Annotated in this window: 15 protein-coding genes; 12 read left to right on the forward strand and 3 right to left on the reverse strand. The window is 44.6% G+C overall.

The window, feature by feature from the left end:
- Both DLD82_RS18890 and DLD82_RS06355 read left to right on the forward strand, forming a co-directional pair.
- Positions 1–401 (forward strand): hypothetical protein (locus DLD82_RS18890; protein ID WP_219968307.1); only part of this gene is annotated, 401 nt, incomplete at its 5' end.
- 12 nt (positions 402–413) lie between these two features.
- On the forward strand, positions 414–635 hold the full coding sequence (locus DLD82_RS06355) for a helix-turn-helix transcriptional regulator (protein WP_109940278.1): 222 nt from the start codon (positions 414–416) through the stop codon (positions 633–635).
- Between the two features lie 76 nt (positions 636–711).
- Here the strand turns inward: DLD82_RS06355 and DLD82_RS06360 are convergent, their stop codons facing one another.
- Positions 712–2,991 carry an outer membrane protein assembly factor BamB family protein gene (locus tag DLD82_RS06360; RefSeq protein WP_109940279.1) on the reverse strand — a complete coding sequence of 760 codons (2,280 nt, stop codon included), beginning with the start codon at positions 2,989–2,991 and terminating at the stop codon, positions 712–714.
- Positions 2,992–3,354: 363 nt separating this feature from the next.
- Between DLD82_RS06360 and DLD82_RS06365 the strand changes: the two genes are divergently transcribed.
- A complete protein-coding gene (locus DLD82_RS06365) occupies positions 3,355–4,656 on the forward strand; it encodes a condensation domain-containing protein (protein WP_109940280.1) in 1,302 nt (433 codons plus the stop codon).
- Between the two features lie 186 nt (positions 4,657–4,842).
- A complete protein-coding gene (locus DLD82_RS06370; RefSeq protein ID WP_109940281.1) occupies positions 4,843–6,063 on the forward strand; it encodes a serine hydrolase domain-containing protein in 1,221 nt (406 codons plus the stop codon).
- A 66-nt stretch (positions 6,064–6,129) separates the two neighbouring features.
- Here DLD82_RS06370 and DLD82_RS06375 read toward each other — a convergent pair whose 3' ends face one another.
- Entirely contained in the window at positions 6,130–6,915 is a 786-nt protein-coding gene (locus DLD82_RS06375; protein ID WP_109940282.1) for a hypothetical protein, read from the reverse strand.
- Between the two features lie 158 nt (positions 6,916–7,073).
- Here DLD82_RS06375 and DLD82_RS06380 point away from each other — a divergent pair, with 158 nt between their 5' ends.
- Together DLD82_RS06380 and budA are read left to right on the forward strand one after the other, a co-directional pair.
- The gene (locus tag DLD82_RS06380) at positions 7,074–7,784 is read left to right on the forward strand and encodes a hypothetical protein (protein ID WP_146199712.1); all 711 of its coding nucleotides are present in this window, start codon (positions 7,074–7,076) and stop codon (positions 7,782–7,784) included.
- A 110-nt stretch (positions 7,785–7,894) separates the two neighbouring features.
- Positions 7,895–8,593: an acetolactate decarboxylase gene (gene budA / locus DLD82_RS06385; RefSeq protein WP_181391290.1), complete on the forward strand. Its 699-nt coding sequence runs from the start codon at positions 7,895–7,897 to the stop codon at positions 8,591–8,593.
- Here budA and DLD82_RS06390 read toward each other — a convergent pair.
- Positions 8,590–9,060 carry an Hsp20/alpha crystallin family protein gene (locus tag DLD82_RS06390; protein ID WP_109940285.1) on the reverse strand — a complete coding sequence of 157 codons (471 nt, stop codon included), beginning with the start codon at positions 9,058–9,060 and terminating at the stop codon, positions 8,590–8,592. The genes budA and DLD82_RS06390 overlap by 4 nt on opposite strands.
- Before the next feature lie 173 nt (positions 9,061–9,233).
- Between DLD82_RS06390 and DLD82_RS06395 the strand changes: the two genes are divergently transcribed.
- The 6 genes from DLD82_RS06395 to DLD82_RS06420 all read left to right on the forward strand — a co-directional run bounded on the left by DLD82_RS06395 (position 9,234) and on the right by DLD82_RS06420 (position 14,556).
- The gene (locus tag DLD82_RS06395) at positions 9,234–9,548 is read left to right on the forward strand and encodes a DUF3795 domain-containing protein (RefSeq protein ID WP_109940286.1); all 315 of its coding nucleotides are present in this window, start codon (positions 9,234–9,236) and stop codon (positions 9,546–9,548) included.
- A 74-nt stretch (positions 9,549–9,622) separates the two neighbouring features.
- Entirely contained in the window at positions 9,623–10,333 is a 711-nt protein-coding gene (locus tag DLD82_RS06400) for a helix-turn-helix domain-containing protein (protein ID WP_109940287.1), read from the forward strand.
- The gene (locus DLD82_RS06405) at positions 10,327–11,379 is read left to right on the forward strand and encodes a hydroxymethylglutaryl-CoA synthase (protein ID WP_109940288.1); all 1,053 of its coding nucleotides are present in this window, start codon (positions 10,327–10,329) and stop codon (positions 11,377–11,379) included. Before DLD82_RS06400 ends, DLD82_RS06405 begins: the two co-directional genes overlap by 7 nt.
- Positions 11,376–12,539 (forward strand): thiolase domain-containing protein, encoded by a 1,164-nt coding sequence (locus tag DLD82_RS06410; protein ID WP_109940289.1) that lies wholly within the window; start codon positions 11,376–11,378, stop codon positions 12,537–12,539. Before DLD82_RS06405 ends, DLD82_RS06410 begins: the two co-directional genes overlap by 4 nt.
- Before the next feature lies 1 nt (position 12,540).
- The gene (locus tag DLD82_RS06415) at positions 12,541–12,930 is read left to right on the forward strand and encodes a Zn-ribbon domain-containing OB-fold protein (RefSeq protein ID WP_109940290.1); all 390 of its coding nucleotides are present in this window, start codon (positions 12,541–12,543) and stop codon (positions 12,928–12,930) included.
- A gap of 417 nt (positions 12,931–13,347) precedes the next feature.
- A complete protein-coding gene (locus DLD82_RS06420) occupies positions 13,348–14,556 on the forward strand; it encodes an NAD(P)-dependent malic enzyme (RefSeq protein WP_109940291.1) in 1,209 nt (402 codons plus the stop codon).
- Positions 14,557–14,586: the final 30 nt, after the last annotated feature.

Raw genomic sequence — 14,586 nt, forward strand, 5'->3', positions numbered from 1 at the left:
TCATACACAAAAGTCTAATGGATCACAAACGATTTTTTTTTACCATCTATGCAACAGCCTCTATTACTGCCGTAATACTTTATGCATCCGTGATAAGTGACCCCCTTTCCCCGAAAATCACCGGCCAATATCAGACAGATGATAACGGGACAAGATCAATGGAAATAACAGTGTATCAGTCGGGTTTATGTGGGAATCCGGATTCTGTTATCCGCTCAACGACAATTTCTGAAATAGATTCTATGGATGAGTATGAAGCAATGGAATACTGCCAGTTCCGGCGGGAGAGTTTCCGGGATAATGAGCGAAAAGGAACTATCGGAATGACACTCGGTTTGAGCGTTGCTGCGTTATTACTACTCTTCGGAGTCTTTAACCTCTATTACCTCCGTAAATACTAAAGGGTCCAGTTCATGAAAAACAGGATTAAGGTACTGAGAGCCGAGCGTGACATGACCCAGGAAGAACTCGCAAACCTCATCGGGGTGACCAGAAATACCATAATTTCTATTGAAAAAGACAAGTACTGCCCGTCGATGAAGGTTGGATTTAGGATTGCGAGAGTATTCGGTGTGGGGCTTGAAGATGTTTTTTTCTATGAAGAAGAAAAAGACGGACCTGGAACCGAAGGATAACTTTGTTTTACCTAAGTCTGCCTACCTGCCGACCGGAATAATCCGGATTAAACAGGAGAATAATCCGGAAAAATTATCAAAATATACGAAATTCCGGAGAATTCCCAAGAGCTTTCATCGTGCCACCATCGCGGAGATATAATAATCCATACCCAATAGCCAGACCTGAAATATCATAGGAATCATCTGTTTTTAACATCCATCTGATTCTTGGACCATTTTTGGTATTGAGGGCATAAAGGCGGGAATCATCACTTTTCACATACACGATACCATTCGAAAAAATGGGAGAAGACCGCACATCTTTTCCCGTCTCACACATCCATCTCCGCTCTCCGGTCAGGGCATCAATGGCATATACCCAGGTATCACCACTTCCGATATAGACTACTCCATCTGATACCGCCGGACTTGACATCACATAACTCCCGGTCTGAAAACGCCATTTTTCAATACCCAACCTGGCATCAATGGCATGGACCAGGTTATCATCACTTCCGATATAAACCATGCCATATCCAATCGCCGGAGTAGACTGGATGGGCCCACCGGTTTGATATCTCCATACAATTTCTCCGGTATCAGTATCCAGAGCATATACGAATGAATCGATGCTCCCTACATATGCAAGATCGTTATCAATTGCCGGACTGGTTGATCCCGGAATTTCCCGACTCCATAGAATATGACCATCATCTACCGAAATGGCATAGACATAGGAATCAGAACTTCCGAAAATGACTGTTCTATTTATTACTGCCGGCGAGGTATAGATAGCCTCTCCGGTTTTCATTTTCCATTTCATCTGGCCGGATAAAGCATCAAGGGCATAAAGACAGGAATCGGAACTTCCAACATAGAGGGTATTGTTATTCACTGCAGGAGTGGAATAGACCTTATCATCTGTCAGGAACTGCCATTCTTTATGACCTGTCAGGGCATCAAGAGCGTACACACCCGGTCCGCTGCCAAAGTAAACCGTCTTGTTGACGACAACCGGACCAGATCCAGTATCTGTATCAACTTCAAAACTCCAAAATTCATCAATGTCCGGCCGGATGCCACCATCATCATAGACACCTGAATTATGCAGATCTGATCGATATTTCCCATCTTTGGGACTATCCATGTTCGGATTCATAGCTTTGAGTTTAATTGTCAGGTGAAAAGGATCTGATAGTTGAGTAATCCCAAAATCACCATGACCGGTATCTTCATCTACTGTTTGGATGACATCTCCGATGAATTTCGAGAACGGAGCCGATATAGCAGAGAGGGAATCCGAGATAACGTGATCCAGATCGGTGATAACAGGAATAACTATCGGTTTTTTAATGAATAGAGCATCAGGGAGAATAAAACTCTCATCTCCCTTCCTCATGCCAAGATCCCAGAACCCTGGTGTTATGTCTGACAGAGGAAACTGGCAAGTGAGAGATACGGGAGAGGTGATTGTAACATTCAATCCCGCCTGTGAGTACTCTCCCGTTTTCATGAGAAAAACCTCGTCTCCCTGATGAAATCCGGTCCCGGTAATCCGGAACACGGTATTGCTGTCAGGAACGGATGAACGGGGATCGATTCCGGACACTGAAAGAACCTGATTCAGGACAAATCTCAGAGGTTTATCTGGCAATATATGAGGATCTATAGTCACCTGATGTGAATCGGATTTCAATGAGAATCCGGAGGGGAGATTTTGCCAGTCGGTGATATTAAATATCAGGTCATCGGTCTCATTGAAGATTTTCAGGTGATATCCGGCCGGTCCAATGAGGGAGAAAGAGACATTCACCCCAAACTGCCTGCCTGAACTGACCCAGAACTCGGAGACAGGATCGGTCATATTAACCAGATGTTCAGATTCTCCGGAGAAAAGCACAGTCCCCTGACGAGATGAAGAACCTGGAGAAGTATTCTCTATGTCCGGATGATTACTGATTGTTATCTGATATAAAAACCCTGGATCAATCCGGACCTCTGACCTATTCCGGAACAGGTAAGAAATCGAATCGTACGTCGTATTTCCTGAATCAGGGAAGAAGATATCATGAGAATGCCTTTCCGGGCGAGAATCCAGATCAGACTGATTGTTCAATGTCCGGTTGAAAAAATATAATTCATCGTCTTCATGGACCAGAAAGGAAGAACCGATTCCGTTATTCGAAAACCCAATGATTCTCCACTTGTTTGCATCGGGTTTTTCTTTTTCTTCCGGCAGGGTTGGAATTGGATATCCATCAAACGTGAAGTAATACACTTCCGGTATAGGCGGGGGAAGTCTGTCTCCCATTACCGGAATGAAAAAAGAAATAAGAAACAGGAGAATGACCAGATAAGAAAGCAGTTTTTTCAATCCCTGTGATCCTGAATAATTACTCGTTTCTCTTCAACTCCGGGTATTATCGATTATAAAATTTATGCAACTCACATCATCTGTATGCCAGGTGAGGGGATCTTTTATCAGATATGATCATATTCTTTGACAAAGAAAGCCTTGTTGATTAATACTATCCGGTTTATCCGGATATATTATCCAGGTACCGGCGATTAAACAACAGATAAACAGAGCTTATTTATTGAAAATATGGACGACCTAAAGCAGAAATGATAGTCCTTGAAGAGGACAAAAACCAATCCTGAAATCCAGATTTCAGACAGAATTATCCATATAAAACGATAGGGTAATCGCACCGGAGAATAAACATAATACGAATTAATGACCCAAATACCGAAAAGATACCCGGCATCTGCTTTTGACGTCTTCAATGTCTTATACGAATGTATCTATGAACCCTCAATGCATGTTGTCTTTGAAATCTCGGGTGAAATTTCCATCGAACGCCTTAAAACTGCAACCCTCCGGATGGTAGCGGCAAACCCTTACCTTCATGCGAAATTCACCATCATTAACGATACCCCATTCTGGGAAGAATTATCGGAAAATTTATGGGAACAGGCCTTTGTCATTGATTCAGAACCAGGACTGACACCTCCGGACTACATGCCCCTCCCTCTGGATGTCTATGCCGGACCACAGATACGGGTCACCCTGTATCAGCGAGAGGAAACGAACAAAATATGTGTAACCTGCCATCATGGATTTTGTGATGCGAGAGCGATCCTTTTCCTATCCAGAGAACTCTTCGATATTTACCGCCGGTTAGCAGGAGATCCGGATTACACTCCGGAGCCCTTGGAACCATATGACCGGACATCACAGGCTCTACTGGCTACCTATTCGGAGGAGGAACTAAAAAATGCCGAGACAGATACGGAGATATTCGAGGATTACTGGCGTTTTCCCCATGAAAACACCAATCAGGGAATTCCAAAACTTGCATACCTGACATTCCCTGAAGACCGGCTGAAAACTATCAAAGCATTTGGAAGATCTCATGGGGCAAGTGTCCATGATATACTCATTGCGGCATTTTTCATGGCAATGATCCGGATACGAGACAATCCACAGGATTATAATTCAACCTTAGGTATTTTGACAACCGCTGATATGAGACGGCTGCTCCCCGTATCTGAAACCAGCAATCCCATGAATTACTCGATTGCATTTGAAATACAGCTCCGGATTCTTGAAGAAGAGACACTGCCGGATATCATCAGTGATGTAGTAAAAAAACTAAAAGCCCGAATAAATGGAGGTCTTGGACCATCCTGTTTTACCATGTTTGAAGATCTGCATAAGAAAGGAATGCCGGAGGTCAGATCGTTTTTCGAGGGTATGAAGACCAAATATGCATCAACCGGTCAGAAAAATCCGGTCCTCTCAAACATCGGAGTCATTGATCTGGAATGGGTCAATCCAGCAGGAAATTCGGATAATAATACTCTCAATCTGAAGGATGCATGGTTAATCCCCTGTGTATGCTGGCCATATTGTTTCCTTACCGTTGTATCAACATGCAATAACCGGCTGACTCTGATGATTGCGTATGAAGAAGGGCCATATTCAAAAGATACGATAGAGGAATTTCTCAAACTCATGGATAGCCATCTTCCCTGATTTCGGTTTTTTGTTTGAAATCTGCCATTCGGAAGGATGTGATTGCTCTCCGGGTATAACTTAAGATTATAAAGACTTGAACCGGTTTTATACTATTCCGATGTCAGAGAACCATCACTTGTTTTTGATCCTGATAATCTCATAAACATATAAAAATGAGATTGAGCCAATAGATGACTTATTAGAATGACTGGTTTTCATTCCATATCCGCTCTCATCATAATCCTGGCTTTCTGTCTTCACGGAGCTGCAGTACCTACACCGGACGATTGGAGAGAATCCACACGTGACCACTTCTCTGCCATGACAAAAGAAGAAATTGATCCGTATATTACTCCCCTTATTGAGTATAACCTGAGTAATGGTCTCATGGTGGTCATGGTAGACCATAACGGATATGCCATCCACCCATATGGCAATATAAAACCAAAATCACCGGACACACCGTCAAACGAGACACTTTTTGATATTGGATCACTCTCAAAGGTCATGACCGGAATCCTCATGGCAGACGGCGAGATTAGGGGAGTGTATAATCTCTCATCCCCGACAAACACCTGGCTTTCCGGAGGATACAGACTTCCGGATTATGAAGGACTGGAGATCACCGGTTTTGACCTGGCAACCCACCGGTCAGGACTACCAGCTTCTCCGGACAAGTTTTCTGAATATGATTCATTGTTATCTTATGCTGACCAGATTGAACATTCAATGCAGCATTTTCAGACCATGACTGCCGATGATACTTACACCTCGGTAAGCAATAGTTCACTGCTTGCTCCCCCCGGATACCAGTTTTTGTACTCAAACCTCGGGGCAGCAATCGCCGGAGATACGATTGCCCTTTCTCAGGGCGTTTCGTATCCGGAGTTGTTATCGAAGCAAATCCTGACGCCCCTTGGAATGACCAGCACCGGGGCTATCTGGACCCTTGACGACCTTGACCGGAGAGCCCAAGGGTACCGGGGATATGAATACCCGACAGATGAGGCTCACCTTATCAGATTTAATGATTTTTGGACCGCTACCGGAGGTATCCATTCAAATGCGGAGGATATGGCTGTATTCCTCGCTGCACAAATGGGCCTTTTGGATACATCACTATCCGGTGCCATAGAAAAATCCCATATTCCGGTTGCAGAGATGTATGAAGGCCCACCAAGAAGTGAAATAGGCCTCTTCTGGGAAATCATCTACAATAGTGATGGGACGACCATTATTAAAAAAGCCGGAGAAACAAATGCACACCAGGCAGCAATCGCCTGGAATCCTGATCTTCAGGTAGGAGTGGTAATACTTTCAGATACCGCAACCATCACCGGCACCCATGTCATCGACAATGCGATTGCCCTTCTCGAACGAATGCAAGTGAAAAATCTTAATAACCAGAGGGGATTGCCAGGATGATACAAAAGAATACATGGTTTGTGCTGAGTAGCTTCGAGTAAAAATTAATTGGGGATTATTTCTCCATTACCACTCCATGAATGCCCCAGCATTCACTAAATCATAACCTGCCCAGCCAATTGTTGTTTCGGGGCATTTTACATGAATAATTACTTCCATCCCCTGATCAAATGTCCTGTATTCCCCTAAATCAAAATAATAAGTACGAAGTGTTTCAACAGGTTCTGGACGGATAACATTATCCGATTCGTAAATATTCATAAGACCGCTTTTCACAAGGATTTTTTCAATAGTACAGGAAGAACCATGATCGGTAAGTCGTACGTACCTGATATGTGCATCCGGATTTATCGGAACCGAGATATAAAACTTGACGGTTGCTCCAGGCAATAATGCTCCGCCAAGTCCGAGATCATGGTGATGCTGGTGTCCAGGGGATAAAAATTCCTTCTGATCAAACTCATCAATACTTGCAGCCGTTCCTCCTATTACTACCCATTGTGAATATTCATACGGACCAGATTTAATTTCATCCTCTGTGAGTTGCATCATATCCAGAAGTGATTGTGCTGCAACTCCCTGTTTCTGACTGATTTCGTCTATACTTTCTTCCTTTGCCAGGGTATTAATCGCACTTTTTCCAACAAGACCACTTGTCTTTGTTTCATTCACCTTAATCGGTGCAGATTGAGTACTTTTTTGATCGGTTGCTTTTAATTGTCCTGAATCTGTAGATACATTTATGTCTGAAATTGTGGTACTAACCGGGATTTTTGCGGCGAATACTGATACATGGAGTATGAGGAAAAAAAGTCCCAAAATGAGGATATAAGGTACATATTTAGAATTCATGAACTAGGAAAGGATGTGGGAAACGATAAAATTTGCCATGAAGAAGTAACAGTGCTTTCAACATTTCTGCAAAGGATTGGAAATATCCAAATTTTATAAAATTTAGGTCTGTTATTGCATGGCATATCTTAATTATAGTGTAAATGAATGCAAGTTACATGGCAAGAAAAATAAGATACTCAAACCCGGTTATCCTTGTTATAATTGCTGTATTCCTATGTTGTATAATATCTGCTTCTGCGGCAATAACAGAAAAAAGCGTAAAAAATCTCAATAAAGATGAAAATGACTATCTGATAGAAAATAAGTTGGTAAATAAAGGTAATGTGGGTTTAACATTATTTGATGGAAAAGCAATCATCCAGAATAAATCGGTAATGAATCAAGCTCAACAAAATATCACCATTATGGAGACTTTATCATCTGATTTATCTGCACGAAGGGATAACTATAATTGGACTATACGACAATACGCTGATTATGTAGCAGATCCTTCGCATTCAATTCAGTATTGGATATCTTCTACCGAGGGTCGCTTTATGACGGCATCATCCGGGACGCTAGGCTATAGCGCAACAACGGATCAAATTATTGGAGAGAAAAACAACAAATATGGATTTTATTTGAATAATATTCTCTTAGGTGATGACGAATTTATTAATTATCCTTCCCAATGGCGCCTGACAATTTATCCAAATGAGAACAAGATGTTAATCCAGGAGTATGGTTACGAAAACACGGGTATAACTCCTGATGAGGAACACATGGTGACACTTACTAAAATGTCATTTGGAAGGTTTGGTGGAAAAATCGGAGACCGATCCTACTTTGCCATAGGTTTTCATCCATATCCTGAACCCGGATATTAAGAAATAAAATAATTTTCTTTTTTCCCCTGAAAAATACCATCAAAAACAATGAGCGACTATATGATACTATGTACACATCTTCAATAAAGCTGCATTTTCTGTTTTTTGTAATGATCATAGCCATTCTGATAATCCCGGCTTATTCTGATATTATTTCTGATTCACCAGTCATGTACCAGGCATCCACCTACGCCATGGTAGAATCCGGAAATTATTCAGAGGTTATCACCGTTGATGAGATGAAATCCTTTGGAAATTTCGGAGTTGGCGGATTTAAAGACCTTGATGGAGAACTGACCCAGATAAACGGAGATATCTATCAGATAAAACATGACGGATCAGTCCTAAAGCCTGAGGGAGATACCGGAATATGTTTTGCAAATACCATCACATTTGACCCGGAATATCTCATCAATCTAAATGAAACCATGAATGAAGATACCCTGCTTGCAAATATCCATGATTCATTTCCGGATGAAAATGTCATATACGCCTTCAGAATTGACGGAGAATTTCCGGAAATCACGGTTCGGAGCGTTCCACCCCAGGAAGAACCATACCCTTCGCTCAGTGAAGTTATCGAAGACCAGTCAGTATTTCACCTTCAGAATATCTCCGGAACAGTGAGCGGGTTCTGGTTCCCGGAGTGGATGCAGGGAGTCAACTATGCAGGATTCCATACCCATTTCATCACTGATGCTCGGGATGCAGGTGGTCATGTCCTGGATATGACCACAGAAAATGCAAGCGTCTCTATTCAGCCGATATACACATTCACTATGATACTTCCGGATAAAAAAGAGGATTAACTGATAGGAATATCCCCTCCGGATTCCTTTTCTGATTTTTTAAATTTTACCTCCAGCACACCATTTTCAAAGGTTGCACTGGCACCTTCATCAGTCACATCTGAAGGCAGGGGGACACTCCGGCTGACCGAACCAAAGAACCGTTCCCGAATAAAAAAGTCCTTTTCTTCCTGCTCCATCTCATCAGATCGTTCACAGGAGATCTGAAGAAGGTTGGGTCTGACAAGCCGGATTTTGACATTGTCTTTGTTACAACCCGGAAGGTCGGCTTTCGCAATAACCTGATCATCCTGCTGCTTCACATCAATCGTAAAACCGCCGGAGAAGACCGGAGCCAGTTCACGTCCTCCCTGGGAATATGCAGGAAATGTAGGAAAAAATGACTGAAAACGGTTTTCCATCTCTGCAAACATATTATCCAGTTCACCTCTGAACACATTGAATGGATCACGTTTGATGATTGCCATGTCTATCTCCTCTTGTCTGACTATCAGACAAATGTTCTATCGATGTTCCATACCATAAAATTATTGAACAAAAAGCTAAAAATTATTGGTTGTTTTTTATAAAATATGCAAAATTTCGCATTTAAAATATCCTGACAAAGAGATTAATTCACTTCCGGACCAGACTATTATCCATGTCCGGATTAATTCCAACCGTATGTGGTTTGTATTGTGATGAATGCGACCATTACGAAAAAGACTGCCAGGGATGCGATGAATCAGAGGGGGCAATATTCTGGGCAGAATATGTTGATATTGAAACCTGTCCGGTTTATGATTGCTGTGTTAACATGAAACATCTGGACCATTGTGGTCAGTGTGATGAAATGCCCTGTGAACGGTATTTCAGATTCCGCGATCCCGGTGTAACTGAGGAAGAGGCTAAACAAGTGCTGGAGAAGATGAAAGCCTGTTTAACAAGGAGAGCCAAAGAGGAAGGGCAATTGTAACCGGATCGTATTACGCTCTTTGTCGATTGAACCTTCGTTAATTATATAACTCCCCTGCATCCTAGTGTACTAACATGGAATCGGGACTTCGTCATCGGCTCGCGGAGAAGATGGCGGGGGAGATAACTCTTTCTGATTCTCCGGGAAAAACCCTGAAGAAATGGCGACTGAGTTTTGACATTTCCCAGGGTCAGCTCTCCGAATATCTTGGCGTATCGCCGTCTGTCATAAGTGACTACGAGAGCGGAAGGAGGAAAAGTCCGGGCACTGCAATTATCGGCCGGATTGTTGACAGTATTCTTGCCATTGATGAAGGAAAGGGTGGGAGGTACATTCACAAGTATGCATCTCTCCTCTTTGCTGAAATTGGAGACGGGGTAATCTACGACCTTCACGATTACAAAAATCCCATCGACCTGTCAACATTCGCAAACGTAATTGGTGCCGAGGTTATTTCCGGCCAGGTAAATCTGAGCATTTACGGGTATACGGTAATTGACAGCCTCAAGGCAATTATGAACCTTACCGCAAGCGAATTTAACCGGATATACGGATGGAGCACTGAGCGGGCGCTCATTTTTACCGGAGTTTCAAACGGAAAGTCACCGATGGTGGCAATCCGGGTTACTCCCTTCAAGCCCCGGTGCGTAGTTCTCCATGGTATTGATTCAGAGAAAGTTCATCCAATTGTGCCAAAAATGGCAGAAAAGGATAACATTACCCTGATGTGCACAACACACGAAATCGAAGACATCGTGGAAAGACTGAGGGAAGAAAAATGGTAGGAATCATCTCGTACGGTGCATACATTCCACGCTACCGTATAAAAGTAGAAGAGATTGCCCGGGTGTGGGGTGCAAACGGCACTGAGATCTCCCGTGGCCTTGGCGTTTATGAAAAGGCACTGCCTGACATGGATGAAGACACGATAACCATCTCCGTTGAAGCTGCTCGGGCTGCGATGGCAAGACGGAAGATAGATCCGGTAGAGATTGGTGCTATTTATGTCGGGTCCGAGTCACACCCTTATGCGGTGAAACCTTCAGCAGTAACGGTTGGTGAAGCAATCGGTGCAACTCCTGTTATGACAGCAGCAGACTATGAGTTTGCATGTAAAGCAGGAACTGCAGCAATCCAGACCTCAATGGGCCTTGTAAAATCTGATATGGTCACCTATTCGGTTGCAATAGGTGCAGATGTTGCCCAGGGAGAACCTGGCGATGCACTCGAATATACCGCAGCAGCAGGTGGAGCGGCCATGATTATCGGGAACAAAGACCCGATTGCAGAAATCAACCATACCTGTTCATTCACCACTGATACCCCGGACTTCTGGAGACGTGAAAACAAGCCATATCCAAGACATGGCGGAAGGTTCACCGGAGAACCGGCATATTTCAAGCATGTTATCGGAGCATCAAAGATGATGCTTGAGAAGATGGGAACAAAACCATCCGACTATAACTATGCAGTCTTCCACCAGCCAAACGGCAAATTCCCGGTGCAGGCAGCCTCCATGCTCGGATTCACCAAGGACCAGTTAAAAGCTGGCCTTGCAGTCACTTATCTCGGAAACACCTACTCCGGTGCCTCGATGGTTGGTCTTTCTGCCGTCCTTGACGTTGCAAAACCGGGCGAGAGGATTTTTATGACCAGTTACGGATCTGGTTCCGGAAGCGATTCATTTGACCTTACCGTCACTGACGTAATTGATTCTGATGTTTTTGACCGGAATGCGGCACCAACTGTGTCTGCTCTCCTTGCAGACAAGAAGTTAGTGGACTATGCAGTCTATGCAAAACACAAAGGTAAAGTGGTGATGATGGAATGAGAGAAGTTGCAGTAATCGGTGTAGGCTGTACAAAATTCGGAGAGAAATGGGAGAGTTCATTCAGGAACCTCTTTGTTGAAGCAGGAGCCCTTGCTCTCGAGGATGCAAACATCTCCGGTGAACAGATAGACGAGATTTTTGTCGGGAACATGAGTGCAGGGCGGTTTGTCGAGCAGGAACACATTGGTGCTCTTATTGCCGACTACGCCGGACTTGCAACAAATAATATTCCGGCAACCCGTGTGGAAGCAGCCTGTGCATCCGGAGGTCTCTCATTCAAACAGGCATATACCGCTGTTGCATCGGGGATGTCTGATATCGTGGTTGCAGCAGGTGTCGAAAAGATGACCGATGTAGGAACCGAGGTCACCACCGATGTTCTTGCAGCCGCAGCAGATAGAGAGTGGGAGGGTATTGCAGGAGTTACCTTCCCCGGTCTGTATGCAATGATTGCAACCGACTACATGAACCGGTACGGTTTGACCCGTGAACAACTTGCACAGGTTGCGGTAAAGAACCACGAAAACGGTGCAAAAAACCCGAATGCACAGTTCAGAAAACCGATAACCCTGGATACCGTTCTCAATTCAACTCTCGTTGCAGATCCTCTCCGCCTGTTTGACTGTTCTCCGGTTACCGACGGAGCAGCAGCAGTTATCCTTGCACCGCTTGAGCGGGCACGTGAATTTACCGACACTCCGGTTAAAGTGCTTGGTTGTGGACAGGCTTCTAGCAGTATTGCTCTTCATGACAGGAAAGATATCTGCACTCTTGATGCAACCGTTGCAGCAGGAAACCGGGCATTTCAGATGGCAGGTGTTGAGCGGAAGGATATCGGGTTTGTCGAGGTCCATGACTGTTTCACTATTGCCGAGATCTGTGCAATCGAGGATCTCGGGTTCTGTAAGAAGGGTGAGGCAGGTAAGCTGACCGAAGATGGACAGACCGCAATCGGCGGAAAGATCCCAATCAATCCAAGTGGAGGCCTTAAGGCCTGTGGTCATCCGGTTGGTGCAACCGGTGTCAAACAGGTCTATGAAACCGTCAAACAACTCCGGGGCGATGCAAAAGGCCGGCAGATTGATACCGAGATTGGAATGACCCATAATGTTGGGGGTACCGGAGCCACGGTTGTCTGCCACATATTCGGGAGGGTATAAGATGTCAGTTGCACGTTTCTGGAGAAAACAGCAGAACCGGTACAACCTTATCGGAACACACTGCACAACCTGCGGGAAATATTTCTACCCGCCCCGTGCATTCTGTCCGGACTGCAGAAGAGACGGTAAGATTGTTGATCACCAGTTCAAGGGAACCGGAAAGGTTGTTACGTACTCCATCATCCGGAGTTCATCAGGCGACTTCAAACTCCTGACTCCATATGTCCTCGCAATCATCGAACTTGACGAGGGGTCACGGCTTACCACTCACCTGATATGCGACATTGATAAGGTAAAAATCGGCATGCCGGTAAAGAGGGTCTTCAGGAAACTCGGAGAAGAAGGATCCAGCGGCGCAATCCATTATGGGACAAAATTTGTCCCGGCCTAACTTTTTTATCTGTTTTTCTTCGTTTTTCAGTTTTTCCCACGTTGTCCATAGCATCGGATTTATAGGCACGCTTTGTATCTGTCGATGGACACTACGTTAATTATATAACCCCCTGGATGGTAGTATTACTTATCACACCGCCACCCCCCGGGATGGCAGGAGAATTTCCGGATTGTTTCCGGATAACTACCTCCGAACTTATAGCGTTCATAACATCCTCCTCTTTCCGGGGAATTCCCCGGTTTTCATGCAACGCTCTCTTCTTTCAGTCATTTAATTACGTAGCACCAGATTGCTGTTTTTCATCGACAATTATCATGAGCAAACCATTCAAGGTAAATCCGTACCAGAACCCCGGATTTTCCCCTTTTTTTCCATTCCCAAAGATTCATATCCGGCCGGTGAGACTTTCTTGCTATGGATATTGACCGCGAGGAAATTGCGCAAAAATCACTCGCTCTCCACCTGGATAATCATGGGAAACTGGCAATCTCTTCAAAGGTGCCGGTAAAGACCAGGGAGGATCTGTCAACAGCATACACCCCGGGAGTTGCTCATGTATGCAGGTATATTGCGGAAGATGAAAGAAGGGCTTTTTCCTGCACGTTAAAGCATAACAGTATCGCAATCGTCACCGATGGTACCGCGGTTCTGGGTCTTGGAAATATCGGCCCGTACGCTGCAATTCCGGTCATGGAAGGAAAGGCAATTCTTTTCAAGGAATTTGCCGGAATAGATGCATTTCCCATCTGTATCAAAGGAGACCATGATGATCTTATCAGCCATATCAGAAGCATTGCTCCGGTATTCGGAGGGATTAACCTGGAAGATATCGCGGCTCCCCATTGTTTTGAGATAGAAGAGGAACTTCAGGACCTTGGTATTCCGGTCATGCATGATGACCAGCACGGTGCAGCTATCGCAGTTATGGCTGCTCTTCTTAATTCCTGCAGAGTGACCGATAAAAAATACAAAGAACTCTCCGTTGTTGTGTCCGGGGCAGGAGCTGCCGGATATGCCGTTTGCAGGCTGCTCAAGTGTATCGGGTACGAGGGAGAAGAATGCCATGCAGTAAAAGAACTCACGGTCTGTGACCGGACCGGTATTATTTACCGGGGAAGACCGGGTTTGTACCATAACATCTACAAATACCTCCTCGGAGATGAAACAAACCAGGATCTCCGGAAAGGAACTCTGGCTGATGCATTAATAGGTGCTGATGTCTTTATCGGTGTTTCGAGCGGGAACCTGGTGACAAGAGAGATGGTCCGGACCATGAACAAGGATCCAATTGTGTTGGCCCTTGCAAACCCGACTCCGGAGATAATGCCGGACGAAGCAAAAGCAGGTGGTGCAGCCATCATCGGAACCGGGCGGTCAGATTATCCGAACCAGGTCAATAATGTTCTTGTATTTCCGGGAGTGTTCAGGGGGGCTCTGGATGCCGGGGCAACAAGGATAACTGAAGAGATGAAAGTTGCTGCAGCGTATGCAATTGCCGAGTACATTAATGATCCGACTCCGGACAGGATTCTTCCGGACCCACTTGACCGGGGGGTTGCACAGGCAGTTGCGACAAAGGTTGCTGAAATGGCGAGGAAATGTGGGTGTGTAAGGAAGATTTAATTACCCGGTAGAGACGGAGTTTTCCTGGAT

The organism is Methanospirillum stamsii (genome assembly GCF_003173335.1).
Classification (GTDB): domain Archaea; phylum Halobacteriota; class Methanomicrobia; order Methanomicrobiales; family Methanospirillaceae; genus Methanospirillum; species Methanospirillum stamsii.